The following is a 17181-nucleotide window of genomic DNA, read 5'->3' as shown; positions in this document are numbered from 1 at the left end:
TCGTCCGCCGAGTAAGCGCGGGCCTGCGCGAGTAATGCCTGGTCCGCCAGGTAAAGTGCCTTGGAGGCCGCTGGCCGCTGGCGCGCGACCCCACAGACATCAGCCTCGCAGAACATCCCGCTGCTGGGTACGACGATCGGCCTGCTCCGCATCGCCGGCAATCGTTCCACCGACGCGGTGAGCCGCGAGTTTGCAAGCGACGGCAGCGTCCGCTCCGTGCAGCCGAACTACCGTTACGCGCTGCAGGACCAGAAGCCGGCAGCGGGATGTTCTGCGAGGCGATCCGGGTCAGGCCATGGCGGCGCGCGAGCGCGTCGGTCTGGGCCTCCGTCAACGCGCCATCGATCTCGGCGACGAACTCGTTCGGGACGGTTCGCGCGCCCGGCGCATCCTGCGCACGAGTGCTGCCGCCACTGCCGGCCCTGCCCTTCTTCGCGGCGCCCTTGCCGCCGCCGTTGACCGCGACCGGCCGCTCGGAGCACTGGCCGCGATAGCCGTCGTCGCAGTCGGCCGAGACGCGAGGCGCATCGCGTGCACCTGATGGCGGCAGTCTCGATCGCGGCCCATCGTCGGTCCACGATGTCGCCGGACCGTGGTCTGCCGACACCGGCATGCGTCCAACGGCGCCACCGAACCCGCCGGCGGCATTTCCACCAACCCTGTCCATACCGGGATTGGCCCGCGGCCCGAACGAGAGCTGTGGCCCGCCGCCGATCGGCGTTCGCATGAAATTCTGGGCGTGGGCGGAGCCGGCAACACTGACCAGCAACAAGACCGCGGCCGCGACGGCCGCTCCGTTCGTCGATCTGGTCCGGCCGTCAGCGGTCATCGTGACCTCAATTCGGCGCAGAACCGTCAGCCGCCGCTTAAGGCGTTTCGACCGCCAGGCTGACGATCTTCTCTTTCTGCAAACGGGCAATCAGCGTCGCGACACTATCCTTGTCCATCGCGCGGAACTGCAACCGGAACATTCCGCCCTTACCGTCGACGATCGCGCCCTGGTAATTGTCCAGCAGCGACGTGATGTCGGCGATCCTGGCATCCGGCGTGAAGCGCACCAACAGCCGCGTCGGCGCTGCCGCGACGCTGGCGCCGAGGTCACGGGTGATCGGCGCGCTGGGTGCGACAGCTGCGCTTGGCGCGCTGCGTTGTTCGGCGACATCGAGCGAAGCGGTCTGGAACGATGCCGGCTGGCTGCGCATCAGTACCGCGCCGATCACGCCGGCCTGCAACAGCACCACGAGCGCACCGAGGCTGGACGACCAGGCCAGCGTCCGCGGCGACAATTTCGAAAAGAACTCCGAGATCCCGCCCGACATCCGCGCACCCGCCGACGGCTTGCGCTCCGGCTCGGCATCGATCGCGGCAAACAGCTTCTGCATGGCGCGCGCCGACGGCGCACCGAGGCTCTCGTTGAGGCCTATGGTCTCGGCATATTCCTCGCGGATGACGGCATACTGCCGGGCCAGCTCCGGATCGCTCGCGAGCGCGTCCTCGACACGGCGCACGTCACGCGCGTTCAGCGTGCCGGCCGCATGCCAGGGCAGCAGCATCTCGATATCGTCAGGTTCTTGACCCTGCACCTTCTTGTTGCTCGCAGCCATCATGGCCAACCTCGCTCGACACCGGCTGCCTTCAGCAACTCGGCAAGTTTCTTGCGCGCATAGAACAGGCGCGTCTTCACGGTGTTCTCCGGAATCCCGACGATCTCAGCGACGTCTTCCACGGATTTCTCGTGATAGTAGACAAGATCGACAATCTCCCGATGTTCCGCCGATAGTCCCGTCAGGCACTTGCGCAGCGTGTCACCGGTGTCCTTCTTCTGCACCACCGTTTCCGGATCGTCGGACGTGTCCTCGATCGCGTTCGCGGCCTCATCGTCCAGTTCGGCGTCTTTCCTTCGCCGCAGCGAAGACAACGCCTTGAACCGGGTAATCGCCAGAAGCCAGGTTGAAACGGCGGATCGTCCCTCAAACTTGCCCGCCTGACGCCACACGTCCAGAAAGACCTCGCTGATGAGATCCTCCGCCACCTGTTCGTCCCGCACGAGCCGAAGCCCAAAGCGGTACACCCTGACATGATGCCGTCCGTACAGCACCTGCATGGCGAGCCGGTCGCCTTGAGCGATCCGAGCGATCAGAACGTCGTCTGAAGCCGCCTGTGTCGCGCTCAATGGCCGTCTCGCAAAGTTGGTCTGAGGGGGGTGGTGCGTGGTTCGACGCGAGAGCCAAGATTCTTCACATTACGGCAATGTCCAGACCGCATGTGTGATCTATGACACAGTCGACGATCTCCATGAGGAAAAATCGTCGGCGACTCGGAAAACGGTATCATAATAGTGAATACTCTCGCGGACAGGCACCATCCGGCGCGACCATACCAAGGCTTTGCCGGCAAGCCAGCACCGTCGCGAAGTCGATGCCGGCGCAGGCCCCCGGCACGATCGCTCCCGACCAGCTTCGGCGGACGGATTCCCTTTACGAAACAAGGGTGATGACCGGATTACACCGGAGCAGATTCGGTTCCGAAAGATACCAAACCTAAAGGCTTTCCCACTTAGATTTTCGCCGGATTTCACCAATGGCGAGACCATGGGCAGCGCTGCTTCGTCATTTCCCAGCCCGATCGCGGGCGCATCGGAAAGCGGCCGTCCCAGGCTGACGGCCGAGCGACTGGCGCGCCGGGCCCGGCAGCGCCGCCAGATCCAATCGATGATCGGCGCCTGCTTCGTGCTCGATGCCGTCGTGCTGCTGATCTACGCGCATGCCGGCACCACCTCCGTCTCGGTGGCGGCGGGCTATGCCCTGACCGGCCTCTCCTTGGTCGCCGTCTATGTGCTGCTCTCGGAGCGCGGCTTTCACGAGCGCTTCCGCGACCATTATCTGGTCGCGCCGCAATCGGCCGTCAACATGGTGAACCTGCTGGTGTTCACCTACATCGCGCCGGAAGTCGGCGTGCTGTTCCTCTGCAACCTGTTCGTGGTGTTCGGCTTCGGTGCGTTGCGTACCTCGGCGCGCCAGACCGCAATCGTCTGGACCATCATGGTGCTGGGCCTGGCCGCGCTGTTCCTCGGAACCGACAAGGCGATCGGGATGCCGACCAGCACGAAGATCGACCGCCTCGCCACCATGCTGGTGTTCGCGCTGACGATCGGGCGCTGCATGTATCTCGGCATCTTCTCGAGCTCGATGCAGCAATCGCTGTATCAGAGCGGCGTGAAGCTGAAGGAAGCTTATCGGCGCATCGAGGAGCTCGCCGAGCTCGACGAACTCACCGGCACCTCCAACCGCCGCAGCATCATGCGCACGCTCGAGGACGAGATCGCGCGCTGCGCCCGCAACGGCAGCTCCTGCGCAGTCGCGCTGATCGACCTCGACCATTTCAAGCGCATCAACGACGTCTACGGCCATCCGACCGGCGACGAGGCGCTGCGCACGTTCGCCATCGGCATGTTCGCCAATCTCCGCAGCATCGACCGCTTCGGCCGATACGGCGGCGAGGAATTCCTGCTGGTGCTGCCTAATCTGTCGCAGGATCAGGCCATGCGCGCGCTCGAGCGGCTGCGCGCCATCATCGCCGATCTCGACTGGAGCGCGTTCTCGCCGGGTATGCGGGTGACGATCTCCGCGGGCGTCACGGCGCTGAAGCCGCACGAAAACTCCGACACATTACTCGCCCGCGCCGATAGGGCGCTTTACGCAGCCAAGGCCGGGGGACGCAACCGCATCGCCAGCGCCTGAACCTTTTCATTTCCCTATTCGGCGGCGGAGAATCCGTCGCCATCGCTCCAGGACAGAGTCATGAGTTCGAAGCCCGCGACCGCCCCCGAAAGTCTGCTCGACGAGTTGCAGACGACCCTCGCCCACGGCACCGTCGCACGCCGTGTCGAGACGCTGCGGCGCGTGACCGACCTGTTCATCAACGGCTCGGTGAATTATTCGGACCAGCAGATCGTGCTGTTCGACGACGTGTTCCAGTGCCTGCTCGAGCACATCGAAAGCTCGGCCAAGGCCCTGCTTGCCAACCGCCTCGCCCCGATCGACACCGCGCCGCCGCAGACCATCCGTACCCTGGCATTCGACGACCTGATCGAGGTCGCAGGCCCCGTGCTGACGCTGTCGCCGCGGCTCGACGACGACACCCTGATCGAGACGGCGCGCAGCAAGAGCCAGGCGCACCTGCTCGCGATCTCCAACCGGAAGACGCTGAGCGGCGCCGTCACCGACGTGCTGGTGCTGCGGGGCAATGACGAGGTGATCCAGAGCGCGGTCAACAATCCCGGCGCGGAATTCACCGAGCGCGGCTTCACTCGCCTGGTCAGCCGCGCCGAGGGCGACGACAATCTGTCGACCTGCGTCGGCCTGCGCCCGAACATCCCGCGGCATCTCTATCTCAAGCTCGTCGCCAAGGCCTCGGACACGGTCAGGCAGCGGCTCGAGGCCGCCAATCCGCAGCAGGCCAAGGAGATTCCGATTGCGGTGAAGGAAGCCACGCGACGCGCGCGCTCGGCGCCCGCCGCCGTGACGTCGGATACCACGATTGCGCATGCGCTGGTCAAATCGCTCTACCAGGACGGCCGGCTCGACGAATTCCAGCTCGCAGCTTTCGCCGAGGCCGGCAAGTTCGACGAAACCAATGCCTCGCTTGCCGCGCTCGCCAACGTCTCGGTCAGCGTTGCCGAGAACATGATGATCGAAACCCGCGCCGAGGGCGTGATGATCCTGGCCAAGGTTTCAGGCCTGTCGTGGTTGACGGTGCGATCGATCATCAACCTGCGCAACGACATCTCGGGCGGCGAGCCGACCGATTTGCAGGCCTGCAAGGACACCTATGAGCGGCTGCGGCCTTCGACCGCGCAGCAGGTGCTGCGCTTCCATCGCATGCAGCAGTCGGCGCCGGCGGCCTAATAACGTAGCGCCCGCTTCCCCATCAGGGCGCCGACGCTCGCGACGATCGCGGTCGCCAGCGTGTACCAGGTGGCGACGAACAGCGGCGAGTCATCGGTGCAATGCGACGCGTAGACGGTTGCCGCGAGCCCTGCCGACAGCAGGCCGGCCACCGCTCCCGCAACCGCCGGCCGCGCCGGCGCGCCCTGCCGCAGCCCGTAGAGCGCACCAATCAGCAACGGCAGCGACATCGCTGGGATTGCGGACATGCACGCCATCGAGTTCTTGCCGATCAGGCGCGTCATCATCGGCGTCCGCTGCGGCATCATCATCTCGCCGCTGATCGCGGCAACGAGGATGCCGGCGGGAATCAGCAGCCACCAGCCGAAGCCGCGCAGCGAGGCCTCCGGCCGCGACAGATGCAGGCTGACCGCGATCGCCGAGGCGGCGAGCGCCAGCGTCACCGCGAACTTCAGGTCGAAGAACGGATTGTGCATCGCGGTCATCACGTCGGGCCGCACACCGAGCTCGGCGAAGAAGATCAGCAGCGAGATCGGCGCCGCGGCCAGCAGTGCCAGCATCAGCGCAAGACCGATCGGACGCGCACGATAGGCGTTGTCGGCGGCAAGGGTTCGAATGAGTTGATCGGTATCCATGCTCATCGGTCCCGTAATTTCGCGGTGAGGCTCGCAAGCCCGCGATGCAGGGCGACCCGCACCGCGCCCTCGGTCATCGAGAATTTCGCCGCGGTATCCTTGATCGAGGCGCTGTCGACCGCAATCGATTGCAGCACGTCGCGCTGCCGCGCCGGCAACGCCTGCAACTGGGCGGTGACCTCGCCGGGAGACGCCGTCGGCTCCGGCGTTTCGCCGGGCAATGTCTCGGCGAAGTCGTCGATGTTGACGAAGATGCGCTTGCCGCGACGGCGCAGCGCGTCGATCAGCTTGTTGCGCGCGATCGCGAACAGCCACGGCGCGAACGGGGCGTTCGCGTCCCAGGTCTGTCGTTTCAAATGCACTGCCAACAAGATGTCCTGCACGATGTCCTCGGACTGATCGACCGGCTGTCCCGCGCGCGCCAAGCCGCGTCGCGCCGCAGCACGGAGTACCGGCGTGACGGCCTTGAGCAGGCGATGGTACGCCGCGTCATCGCCTGAAATGGCCGACCGCATCAGGTCGGTCCATTCATCCTCACGTTCGCGCACGCAGGCTCCTGAATTGCAATTCGGCCGATCTTTCAGTTCGTTACGCGGCAAGCCAAGACATCACGAATTCGTGATAACCATCCTCCGGCAAGACCGCGCCCAGCATCAGCCACAAGGAATCGCTCCAGCGGGTTTCCAGACGCCACGGCTCATAACACCGATCGGTCCGACAAGCATCGGGGCTGCTGCCGTCGATGACCGACTGGGACGAAATTGCCCAGCTTTCGCCCCCTGATGCCCGAAGATTCCCTTTTTTTGCCCCGGTGTGGACACGCACGGGGGTCTCATTTCGCGTTTGGGACGGGCGAAATGGGGAGATCATCAGAATGAAGATCAAAGCCAGCGGGCGCTTGGCCTTGATGGTTGCGACAGGGCTGACCGGGCTTCTTGTGGGTCTCACAGCTCCATTGTCGGCACATGCGGCCGGTACGGACTCATCAGCGGCGAAATCCGACAACGCAACGGCCGACAAGTCCGCGCAGCAGAGTTCGCGGCATGGCCGGCGCCATGCGCGCCAACATTCGTCCAAGACGGCGGACAAGACCGCCGAAAAATCCGAGAGCAAGAAGGCCGCCGGTAGCGATGCAGGCAGCGTGACGGCGGCGGGCATGCCCGCCACGGTCGCCAATGCCAATGCAGAACTGACCTCCGGCGACGACAATGCGACGGCGACGCCGGTCAAGGCCAATGCGCTGATCGCCGCGGCCGACAAGCCCGCTGACCAGCAGTCCGGCGGCAGCGTGGTCGCGTCCGACCAACTCAACGACGTCGACCGGGCCTTGCAGCAGGAGCAGCCGGCGGAACCGCCGCAACCGGTTCAACCGCAAACCGCCCAGCAGGAGACGCCCCCGGCGCAGCCGCCGGCCGTCGCCGTAGCTGCACCCAAGCCGGCCCCGGTTTTGGCGAGCAGCGACAGCGCGAGCCTGGACCAGACCTCGCTGATCGGGAAGATCTTCATCGGCTTCGGCGCCTTGCTCACGGTGGCTTCCGCCGCGCGCATGTTCATGGCCTAGCCGGGAGCGCTCACGGCGTGCGGCGCGGAGTGCGCCGCACCGCGGCCCAAAGCCTCGCTTCAGCCACTTGAAGCGCATCCCGTCAGCGGGCACATTGCCCGGCAAATCAGGCACGGGGTTTGCGTCATGGCTACGTTCGAATTCATCATCGTCGAAAGCAAGGGACCGGTCGGCGTCATCACGCTGAACCGGCCGAAAATGCTGAATGCACTGTCGTTCGGCGTATTCCGCGAGATCGCCGCGGCGGTCGACGATCTCGAGGCCGACGACAAGATCGGCTGTATCCTGATCACCGGCAGCGAGAAGGCCTTTGCCGCTGGCGCCGACATCAAGGAGATGCAGCCGAAGGGCTTCATCGACATGTTCAACAGCGATTTCACCGCCATCGGCGGCGACCGGGTCGCTCGTTGCCGCAAGCCGACCATTGCGGCCGTTGCGGGCTACGCGCTCGGCGGCGGCTGCGAGCTTGCGATGATGTGCGACATCATCATCGCCGCCGATACCGCCAAGTTCGGCCAGCCGGAAATCACCCTCGGCACCATCCCGGGCATCGGCGGCACGCAGCGCCTGACCCGCGCGATCGGCAAGTCGAAGGCCATGGACCTTTGCCTCACCGGACGGATGATGGATGTGGCGGAGGCCGAGCGCGCGGGCCTCGTGTCGCGGATCGTTCCGGCCGACAAGCTGATGGAAGAGGCGCTCGCCGCGGCCGAGAAGATCGCCTCAATGTCGCGTCCGGCCGCCGCGATGGCCAAGGAAGCCGTCAACCGCGCGTTCGAGACGCCGCTTTCGGAAGGCATGAATGTCGAGCGCAACCTGTTCCACTCGACCTTCGCGCTCGAGGATCGCTCCGAGGGCATGGCGGCCTTCATCGAGAAGCGCAAGCCGGTCAACAAGAACCGCTAACCCGTTCGGCTCCGTTGCAATGCCGCGGTGACGAGCGCGCGATAGGCGCGCTCGGCGACATGCGTCGGCTTGTCGAGGCCGAGCCGCGCCAGGCATTCGCGGTCGGCGGCATCAGGCGGATGCCGCATCCCCTGCCACAGCAGGCCGGCGAGTTGCAGCGGCGTACGCTGCGCTTGCTGCAATATCTGGAGGGCCGGAATCAGCCGCTGCTCGACATCGGTGAAGTCGCTGCCGAACGGAAATGACGGCAGCAGCCCGGCGGCGCGCGCGGGCTTCAGTGCATCGCTGATGCGTTCCGGAAAGTTTTCGCGATGAGCCGCGGGAATCTCATGGCCGCGCGGCAGTTTGCCGGCATCCTTGGCCTGCCGCATCAGCTCGCCTTGAAAGCGGGAGTCCGACACCTGCAACATCGCGGCGACGACGTCCGCGTCGGATTTCCCTCTGACATCGGCCACTCCATATTCGGTGACGAAGACATCGCGCAGGTGCCGCGGAATGGTCTCGTGGCCGTAGGACCAGCGGATGTTCGATTGCGGCTGCTTGCCGGACTGGTGGGTCGCCTCCAGCGCCAGCACCGAACGCGCGCCCTCGAGCGCGAAGGCCTGTGCCACGAAATTGTACTGGCCGCCAACGCCGCTCACGACCTGGCCGTTCTCGAGCCCGTCGGAGATCGCAACCCCCAGCAGCGTCGCCATCATCGCGTTGTTGACGAAGCGCGCATCGACGCGGGCCCGGCGCTTGCCGTCCTCATCGCCGAAGATCTCGTTGGTGAAGGACACCGGCATCATCTGGATTCGCGCCAGCTGCTCGGGCGCCATCTCGCGCAGCGCGCGGTAGAAGGATTGTGGCCCCAGGAAGAAGGCGCCGTGCAGGATCACGCCGTCGACCTCGCGCTTCAGGATGCCGGCGTCGATCAGCCCAAGGAACGCCTCGAACAGCATCTCGCTGACGCCGTAGAGCCCCTTCTCGAACGGCCCGGTCTCGGCCGCTGCGAGTTGTTCGGTCCCGGGCGCAAGGCGCTTCATGATGCCGTGGAATTGCACATTGTCGCGATGCCGGACCACCAGCCCTTGTGCCAGCGCATCGCCGACCTGCCCGATCCCGATCTGCAACGTGCCGCCGTCGCGGACCAGACCCGCGGCATGCAATCCGATCGCATATTTGGTGTCGCTGATCGGCTCGGAGGGCGGTGCGAACAGCGGGAAGTCGGTGTCGGGACTGTCGAGCACCGCGGCGAATTCATCCGCCGGCAGATCGCCGGCGCCGGGCATGAACGGCAGCTCGGAATTGACCTGGCCGATCAGCTTGAACGACGCCCGCCCCTGCGCACGGGCGCGCAGCACGTCGAGCGTCGTGTCGGTGTTGCAGCTCAGGCTGTAGCGCGGCACGCCGTCGACCACACGCTTGGCGACCAGCTGAGGGACCACATTCAATCCGCGCGACAACAGATATGAGGCCGCATGGGTGTAGTTGGCGGATATGTAGTTCTGCTGAGCGAATGGCTGATATAGCCACTGCCCCGCGAGGAAGAAGAATTCGATCACCTTGACGTTGGGCGGAAGCGCCCCGTGATGCAGCGCATCCGCATAGGCCAGATCCGGATAGCGGCCGAACAGGCGATCAATCACCGGGCCGATGAAGCGCTGCTCGATCAGGTTCTTCGGCCGCGGCTTTTCCAGCGTCAGCGCCGAGAACAGCGTCAGATTGATGAAGCGGTCGGCGACCGCCCGTGCATAGAGCGCGTTGACGATGTGGTTGGCCTTGCCCAGGCCAAGCGGCAGCCCGACCACCAGTTCGGTTCCAACGTCACGAACGATGTGCTCCGCGATCGCCTCGGGGTCGGAGAAGAATATGGGCATCAGCAATGGACCCGGAGGAGACAGTGGATAACCGGTCTCACTGAATCGGCGGCCGGCGGTTCGAACTTATACTTCATATGACAGTTGCGTTCGCCTGTGACGTACCGGCAACAGACAAGAACCGAAATGATGTGCAGATGTCGTGCGGCGGTTTGCCTGTGGCCGTCGTGGCCCGTAAACAGGTAGACGTGTCGACGGCGTCTGCGGGTGCGGACTGCCGGGGGTTTGGCTGCGGGATCACATGGTTGAGCGTACCGCTGATATTGGCGATGTAGCGAGGCGCGTGCTTTTGTCGGGCATCGGCCTTGGCGCATTGGCATGCGCGCTGCTGGCCGACACCGCCGCCCGCGCCGAGAGCCTGCCGGAAGCCCTCGTCAAGGCCTATCAGACCAATCCGCAGCTCAACGCCGAACGGGCGCGCCAGCGAGCGACCGACGAGAACGTGCCGCAGGCGCTGGCCGGCTACCGCCCCCAGATCAGCGCCGGCCTCTCGGTCGGCCTTCAGGCGGTGCGCGACCAGCTGCCCGGCAACGTCATCCAGACCGCAACGCTGAAGCCGTGGCAGATCGGGGTCACGGTGACCCAGACCCTGTTCAACGGCTTCAAGACCGCCAACAGCGTCCGCGTCGCCGAGTTGCAGGTGCAGTCCGGCCGCGAGGCGCTGCGCAATGTCGGCCAGGGCGTGCTGCTCGACGCCGTCACCGCCTATACCAACGTGCTGGCCAACCAGACCCTGGTCGAGGCGCAGCGCTCCAACGTCGCCTTCCTGAAGGAGACCCAGGCGATCACCCAGCGCCGCCTCAATGCCGGCGACGTCACGCCGACCGACACCGCCCAGGCCGAGGCCCGGCTCAACCGCGGCCTCGCCGACCTCAATGCCGCCGAGGTCAACTTCGCGATCAGCCAGGCCACCTATGCACAGGTGGTCGGCAACGCACCCTCCCAATTGCGGCCGGCCGACACCATCGACCGGCTGCTGCCGCGCAGCCGCGATGATGCGATCGCGCTTGCGCTGCGCGAGCACCCGGCCGTGACCGCGGCAGGCTTCGACGTCGACGTCGCCTCGACCTCGATCCATGTTGCCGAGAGCAGCCTGATGCCGAACGTCACGGTGCAAGGCAGCGTCAGCAAGAACCGCGACTCCGACACCTCGCTCAGCACGTTCGGAACCGACCAGGCCTCGGTGATCGGCCAGATCACGCAACCGATCTATGACGGCGGCACCGCGGCCTCGCAAACCAGGCAGGCCAAGGAAGTCGCGGCGCAGAGCCGGCTCGTGCTGGACCGGGTCCGCAATCAGGCCAAGACCGCCGTGGTCAGCGCCTGGGTCGCCAATGAGGGCGCCAAGATCGCGGTGTCGGCCTCCGAGTCGGAGGTGAAGGCCGCGGAGGTTGCGCTGGCCGGCGTCCAGAAGGAGGCCGCGGGCGGCCAGCGCACCACGGTCGACGTGCTCAACGCCCAGCAGGATTTGATCACGGCACGGGCTCGGCTGATCGGGGCGCAGCGCGACCGCGTGGTCGCCTCCTACACGCTGCTCAGTGCGGTCGGGCGCCTCGACGTCAAGACGCTCAATCTCAAGACGCCGGACTACCTGCCCGAGGTGCACTACCATCAGGTCCGCGACGCCTGGCACGGCCTGCGCACGCCATCGGGACAATAGGTCTTGTGGAACCGTTCGCACGGCGACCGGCCTCTTCCCGCCCGCTCTCGCCGCCGATAACCTCCGGGCCCGCCGGCGAGCGATAATGCCGGCGCGCGGAGTGCGCGCATAGCAGCCGAGCACGCAGGGAGACGTCCAATGCCGACGCGACCCGATATGATGCTGGCTTCCATCGCAGCCGGAGCGACCATGACCAGCAGCAACGCATTTTCCAAGGCAGCGCAACCATCGACCCCGGTGAATTTCGACGTGCCTGCCGGTGCCTGCGACTGCCACACCCACATCCATGGCGACCCTGCCAAGTTCCCGTTCTTTGCCGGCCGCGTCTACACGCCGGAGCAGGCCTCGCCGGAGGAGATGAGCGCGCTGCACAAGGCGTTGCATGTCGAGCGCGTGGTGATCGTGACGCCGAGCGTCTACGGCCCCGACAATTCGTCGACCCTGTTCGGCATGACGGCCCGCGGGGCGACGGCGCGCGGCGTCGCCGTGATCGACGACAAGACCAGCGAGAGCGATCTCGATGCCATGCAGAAGGCCGGCTTCCGCGGCATCCGCCTCAACCTTGCGACGGGCGGCGTCAACGATCCCAATGTCGGACGGCAGCGCTTCTCGGCCGCGATCGAACGGATGAAGGCGCGCGGCTGGCATGTGCAGCTGTTCACCAGCCTCGCCATGATCTCCGCGATCAAGGACCTGGTCGCCACCGCGCCGGTGCCTGTCGTGTTCGACCATTTCGGCGGCGCTAAGGCCGCGCTCGGCACAGGTCAGCCGGGGTTCGACGACCTGCTTGCGCTGGTCAAATCCGGCAAGGCCTACGTCAAGATTTCCGGCGCCTACCGCGCCTCCAGGCTCGCGCCCGACTATGCCGACGCAACGCCGCTGGCGCAGGCGCTGATCGCGGCCAATGCCGAGCGCATCGTCTGGGGCACCGACTGGCCGCACCCGGATTCGGTGACGCCCCAAGGCAAGAAGGTCACCGACGCGACGCCGCTGTATCAGATCGACGACGGCCGCCTCCTCAACCAGCTCCCGGTCTGGGCGCCGGACGCCGCAATTCGCAAGACCATCCTGGTCGACAATCCGGCGCGGCTGTACGGCTTTACCTAACGCTGTCCTTCGGCCGGCGCGAGAAATAGGAGATCAGCACCGGCAGCGTGATCAGGATCACCAGCGGCGCCAGCATCATGCCGGTGACGACGACGATGGCGAGCGGCTTCTGCACCTGCGAACCGATGCCCTCCGACACCGCCGCCGGCAACAGGCCGATGCCGGCGACGACGCAGGTCATCAGCACCGGACGAAGCTGCAATTCGCCGGTGCGGATCACCGCACGCATCCGGTCGTAGCCTTCGTCGATCAGCTGGTTGAACTGCGACAGGATGATGATGCCGTCCATCACGGCAATGCCGAACAGCGCGATGAATCCGATGGCCGCCGACACGCTGAACGGAATCCCGGAGATCAGAAGCCCGAGCACGCCGCCGAAGATCGCCATCGGGATCACGCTCATCGCGAGCATGGTGTCGACCATCGAGCCGAAATTTAAGAACAGCAGCACCGCGATCAGCACGAGGCTGATCGGCACCACGATCGACAGCCGCTTGATCGCGTCCTGCAGATTGCCGAATTCGCCGACCCATTCGAGACGCGAGCCGGGCGGCAACTGGACCTGCTCGTTGACCTTCTGCTGCGCCTCCAGGATCGCGCTGCCGAGATCGCGGTCACGTACCGAGAACTTGATCGGCAGATAGCGCTCCTGCTGCTCGCGGTAGATGTAGGCTGCGCCCGAAATCAGCTTGATCGAGGCCACTTCGGAGAGCGGGATCTGCGTGACCCCGCCATTGGGATTGGTTGCTCCGATCCGCAGGTTCTGGATCGCCTCCGCGCTCTTGCGATACTCCGGCGCAAGGCGGACGATGATCGGGAAGTGCCGGTCGCTGCCGGGTTCATAGAGATCGCCCGCGGTGTCGCCGCCGACCGCAACCTTGATCGTCGCGTTGATGTCGCCCGGCGACAGGCCGTAGCGCGCAGCACGTACGCGATCGACGTCGATCTGGATCGTCGGCTGGCCGAGCGAGGTGAACACCGCAAGGTCGGTGACGCCCTGCACGGTGGCCAGCACCGATTTGATCTTGTTGGCGGTGTCAGTCAGCGCCTGCAAATCGTTGCCATAGAGCTTGATCGAGTTCTCGCCCTTCACGCCCGACACAGCTTCCGAGACGTTGTCCTGGAGATATTGCGAGAAGTTGAATTCGACGCCGGGGAATTTGTCCTGCAACTGCGCCAGCAATTGCGCGGTCAGCACATCCTTGTCGTGGGTATCGGGCCATTCGCCGGCCGGCTTCAGCGGCGCGAAGAATTCGGCATTGAAGAATCCGGCAGCGTCCGTGCCGTCGTCGGGGCGGCCGTGCTGCGACACCACCGACACCACCTCGGGACGGCTGCGGATCAGCCTCCGCATCTCGTTGACATAGGCGTTGCCCTCCTGCAGCGAGATCGTCGGCGGCAGCGTGGCGCGGATCCACAGATTGCCCTCTTCCAGCTTGGGCAGGAATTCGAGACCGAGAAACCGCACGAAGATGATGGTCATGACCACGAGGCCGGCGGCGCCGGCCATCACGACCTTGCGGTTGCCGATCGCCCAGTTCAGCGCCGGCAGATAGATTGCGTCGAGCTTCTTGACGATCCAGGTCTCGGTCTCGTGAATATGCGCCGGCAGGATGATCGCGCTCAGCGCCGGCGTGATCGTGAACGTCGCCAGCAATCCGCCCGCCAACGCATAGGCATAGGTCCGCGCCATCGGCCCGAAGATGTTGCCCTCGACGCCACCCAGCGTGAACAGCGGCAGGAACGCGGCGACGATGATGGTCGCGGCGAAGAAGATCGAGCGCGACACGTCGGCGGCCGCCGACAGGATCGCGTGGCTCTTCATCCCCATCACCGTATCCTCGGAGATGTGGCTCCGCTCGTCGTCCGACAGCGCCGTGGTCTGCGACAGCCGGCGGAAGATCGCCTCCACCATGATCACGGTGGCATCGACGATCAGGCCGAAATCGATCGCGCCGACCGACAGGAGGTTGGCGGACTCGCCGCGCAGCACCAGGATGATCACGGCGAAGAACAGCGCGAACGGGATCGTCGCGCCGACGATCAGCGCGCTGCGGAGATCGCCGAGGAATATCCACTGCAACAGCACGATCAGCAGGATGCCGACCACCATGTTGTGCAGCACCGTGTGGGTGGTGAGCTCGATCAGGTCCTTGCGGTCGTAGATGCGCTCGATCTTGACGCCCGGCGGCAGGATCGAGGAATTGTTGATCTGGTTGACCAGCTGCTCGACGCGGGTAATGGTCGGCGAGCTCTGCTCGCCGCGCCGCATCAGCACGATGCCCTGCACGATGTCGTCGTCACTGTCGATGCCGGCGATGCCGAGCCGCGGCTTCTCGCCGATGGTGACGGCGCCGACGTCCCTGACCAGCACCGGATTGCCGCCGGATTGCGAGATCATGGTGTTGGCGAGATCGTCGATCGAGCGGATAAGGCCGACGCCGCGCACTACGGCCGATTGCGAACCGATGTTCACGGTGTTGCCGCCGACATTGATGTTGGCGTTGGACACCGCCTGCAGCACCTGCGGCAGCGTCAGGCCATTGGCGACCAGCTTGTTGAAGTCGACCTGGATCTCATAGGTCTTGGTCTTGCCGCCCCAGCCGGTGACGTCGATCACGCCGGGCACCGCGCGGAAGCGGCGTTGCAGCACCCAATCCTGCAACGTCTTGAGGTCGAGCACGCTGTAGTTCGGTGGCCCCTTCAGCCGGTAGCGGAAGATTTCGCCGATCGGACTTGTCGGGGAGATGCCGGGCTGCACGTTGCCGGGCAGCGGCGCGAGCTGCGACAGGCGGTTCAGCACCTGCTGGAGCGCCTCCTCATAGGTGTAGTCGAAGGAGAACTGCAGCTTGACGTCGGAGAGGCCGTACAGCGAGATGGTACGGATGGTCTTGAGGTTCTTGATGCCGGCGACCTGGGTCTCGATCGGGATCGTGATGTAGCGCTCGATCTCCTCGGCCGAGAGGCCCGGGCTCTGCGTTACGATGTCGACCATCGGCGGGGTCGGATCGGGATAGGCCTCGATGTTGAGCTGCCTGAACGCAAGCAGGCCGCCGATGAAGACGGCGACGAACATGGCCACCATCAAGTAGCGGCGATTGACGGCAAAGGCGACGAGGCGATCCATTCAGACCGGCACTTTCAGCGGTGAGGATTTTTCTTGTTGAGCATGATCGATCCGGAAAGCCGGTTTCTCCATTTCCGGATCATGCGTCTCAGGTCCCGGATGCGGCGCGGTCGATGAAAAGGCTGCCCTTCGTCACGATCTGCTCGCCCGGCTTGAGATTGCCGGCGACCTCGACGAGATCGCCGTTGATCAGGCCGGGCTTGATCTGGCGCAGTTCGATCGTCTTGTCGTCGGGCTTCGCGACCCAGAGCCGGACCTGATCACCCTCGTAGATCAATGCCTGCTTCGGCACGCCGACCGCCGGGTGCTCGCCCTTCGAATACAGCGTCACGTTGGCGAACATCTCCGGCTTCAGCCGGTTGTCGGCATTGTCGATGGTGGCGCGGACCAATAGCCGGCGCGAGGTCGGGTCGATCGCCGCGGCCACGTAGTTGATCCGGGCGTTCAGCACCTTGCCCGGCAGCGCCATCACGCTGAAGTTGAGGTCCTGCCCGACCGCGACATTGTCGGAGTCGGATTCGCGGACGAAGGCGATCAGCCAGACCGTCGAGAGATCGCCGATCACGTAGACCGGGTCGCTGGCGCCGGTCGAGACATACTGGCCGGGACCGGCCTTGCGCTGGACCACGGTGCCGCCGATCGGCGCGAACACCGTCGTCTCCGGATTGAGGCGGCCCTTCTGCTGCAGCGTCGTGATCGCGTCGTCGCCGAAGCCGAGGATGTGCAGCTTGTTCTGCGCGGCTTCGAGCAAGGTCTGCGCCGAGCGGGCATCGTTCTGCGCCTGCACCAACGTCGCCTGCGCCTGCTGATAATCCTTCAGCGGGATCGCCTTGCCATCGGACAGGTCCTTGGCGCGCTTCTCCTGGATCGAGGCGAGGTCGAGCGCCGACTGCGCCTTGTTGAGGCCTGTCATCGCAGCGACATAATCGTTTTGCGCCTGCACCGTGTCGGCGGCTTCGATCACGAACAGCGGCTGTCCCTTGGTCACGCTCTCGCCCGGCCGCACCAGCAGGCGGATGACGCGGCCGGTATAGGGCGAGTAAACCGGCGTCGAGCGATCTTCATCGATCCCGATCTTGCCCTCGGTCACCAGTTCGGAGCGGAAGGTGTGCTCGGCCACCGTCTGGAAGGTCAGGCTGGCCCATTCGGGCGCGGTCGGGGTGAAGCGGGAGCCCCCCTTGCGGGACTGGCTGGACACATCGGACGACGGCGTCGGCTTGGCCGCGCTAAGGCGCGTGTAGCCGTATGCGGCGGCACCGGCCAGCGCCGCCACCACCACCACCGTCACCAGCCGCGGTCGGCTAAGGGTCTGCATTCGTTTGCTAAGCTCTCTAAGCATGCGGTCCGGGGCTCGGTCGTTGCAGCTTCCGGGGGGACGGCCGCAGCGGTGCGCTAATAGTGCCGATTTGGTGTCGCAAA

General features: G+C 65.4%; 13 protein-coding genes and 1 pseudogene. 6 read left to right on the top strand and 8 right to left on the bottom strand.

What is annotated here, in order from left to right; all coding sequences use genetic code 11:
• The 3 genes and pseudogenes from FNJ47_RS50625 to FNJ47_RS35230 form a co-directional block, all read right to left on the bottom strand.
• Positions 1-829: pseudogene (locus FNJ47_RS50625) on the bottom strand (hypothetical protein); the annotation flags it as partial.
• 37 nt (positions 830-866) lie between these two features.
• A complete protein-coding gene (locus FNJ47_RS35235; RefSeq protein ID WP_163160504.1) occupies positions 867-1604 on the bottom strand; it encodes a hypothetical protein in 738 nt (245 codons plus the stop codon).
• Positions 1604-2173 carry a sigma-70 family RNA polymerase sigma factor gene (locus tag FNJ47_RS35230; protein WP_163160500.1) on the bottom strand — a complete coding sequence of 190 codons (570 nt, stop codon included), beginning with the start codon at positions 2171-2173 and terminating at the stop codon, positions 1604-1606. Before FNJ47_RS35230 ends, FNJ47_RS35235 begins: the two co-directional genes overlap by 1 nt.
• A gap of 418 nt (positions 2174-2591) precedes the next feature.
• On the opposite strand from FNJ47_RS35230, the gene FNJ47_RS35225 reads away from it, so the two are divergent.
• Both FNJ47_RS35225 and FNJ47_RS35220 read left to right on the top strand, forming a co-directional pair.
• Positions 2592-3740 (top strand): GGDEF domain-containing protein, encoded by a 1149-nt coding sequence (locus FNJ47_RS35225; protein WP_163160499.1) that lies wholly within the window; start codon positions 2592-2594, stop codon positions 3738-3740.
• Between the two features lie 60 nt (positions 3741-3800).
• Positions 3801-4907, top strand: coding sequence for a DUF2336 domain-containing protein (locus FNJ47_RS35220; protein WP_163160498.1), 1107 nt, complete (start codon positions 3801-3803; stop codon positions 4905-4907).
• Here the strand turns inward: FNJ47_RS35220 and FNJ47_RS35215 are convergent.
• Both FNJ47_RS35215 and FNJ47_RS35210 read right to left on the bottom strand, forming a co-directional pair.
• On the bottom strand, positions 4904-5542 hold the full coding sequence (locus FNJ47_RS35215) for an NrsF family protein (RefSeq protein WP_163160497.1): 639 nt from the start codon (positions 5540-5542) through the stop codon (positions 4904-4906). The two genes, FNJ47_RS35220 and FNJ47_RS35215, sit on opposite strands and share 4 nt — an antisense overlap.
• A 2-nt stretch (positions 5543-5544) precedes the next feature.
• Positions 5545-6090 carry a sigma-70 family RNA polymerase sigma factor gene (locus tag FNJ47_RS35210; protein ID WP_163160496.1) on the bottom strand — a complete coding sequence of 182 codons (546 nt, stop codon included), beginning with the start codon at positions 6088-6090 and terminating at the stop codon, positions 5545-5547.
• A 194-nt stretch (positions 6091-6284) separates the two neighbouring features.
• On the opposite strand from FNJ47_RS35210, the gene FNJ47_RS35205 reads away from it, so the two are divergent.
• Together FNJ47_RS35205 and FNJ47_RS35200 are read left to right on the top strand one after the other, a co-directional pair.
• Positions 6285-7103 carry a hypothetical protein gene (locus tag FNJ47_RS35205; RefSeq protein ID WP_236000273.1) on the top strand — a complete coding sequence of 273 codons (819 nt, stop codon included), beginning with the start codon at positions 6285-6287 and terminating at the stop codon, positions 7101-7103.
• A 126-nt stretch (positions 7104-7229) separates the two neighbouring features.
• Positions 7230-8009 (top strand): enoyl-CoA hydratase, encoded by a 780-nt coding sequence (locus FNJ47_RS35200; protein ID WP_163160495.1) that lies wholly within the window; start codon positions 7230-7232, stop codon positions 8007-8009.
• On the opposite strand, the gene FNJ47_RS35195 is transcribed toward FNJ47_RS35200, so the two are convergent.
• Positions 8006-9868 carry an acetyl-CoA hydrolase/transferase C-terminal domain-containing protein gene (locus FNJ47_RS35195; RefSeq protein ID WP_163160494.1) on the bottom strand — a complete coding sequence of 621 codons (1863 nt, stop codon included), beginning with the start codon at positions 9866-9868 and terminating at the stop codon, positions 8006-8008. The genes FNJ47_RS35200 and FNJ47_RS35195 overlap by 4 nt on opposite strands.
• A gap of 241 nt (positions 9869-10109) precedes the next feature.
• On the opposite strand from FNJ47_RS35195, the gene FNJ47_RS35190 reads away from it, so the two are divergent.
• Complete coding sequence (locus tag FNJ47_RS35190) at positions 10110-11528, top strand: TolC family outer membrane protein (RefSeq protein WP_236000272.1); 1419 nt, start codon at positions 10110-10112, stop codon at positions 11526-11528.
• 138 nt (positions 11529-11666) lie between these two features.
• On the top strand, positions 11667-12635 hold the full coding sequence (locus tag FNJ47_RS35185; protein ID WP_163160493.1) for an amidohydrolase family protein: 969 nt from the start codon (positions 11667-11669) through the stop codon (positions 12633-12635).
• On the opposite strand, the gene FNJ47_RS35180 is transcribed toward FNJ47_RS35185, so the two are convergent.
• Entirely contained in the window at positions 12628-15762 is a 3135-nt protein-coding gene (locus FNJ47_RS35180; protein WP_163160492.1) for an efflux RND transporter permease subunit, read from the bottom strand. The two genes, FNJ47_RS35185 and FNJ47_RS35180, sit on opposite strands and share 8 nt — an antisense overlap.
• A gap of 88 nt (positions 15763-15850) precedes the next feature.
• Positions 15851-17101: an efflux RND transporter periplasmic adaptor subunit gene (locus FNJ47_RS35175; protein ID WP_163160491.1), complete on the bottom strand. Its 1251-nt coding sequence runs from the start codon at positions 17099-17101 to the stop codon at positions 15851-15853.
• Positions 17102-17181 lie beyond the last annotated feature (80 nt).

This window comes from Bradyrhizobium uaiense (assembly GCF_010811875.1).
GTDB lineage: Bacteria > Pseudomonadota > Alphaproteobacteria > Rhizobiales > Xanthobacteraceae > Bradyrhizobium > Bradyrhizobium uaiense.
Note: the sequence above shows the minus strand (reverse complement) of the source record. Positions and strands in the feature narration are given on the sequence as shown.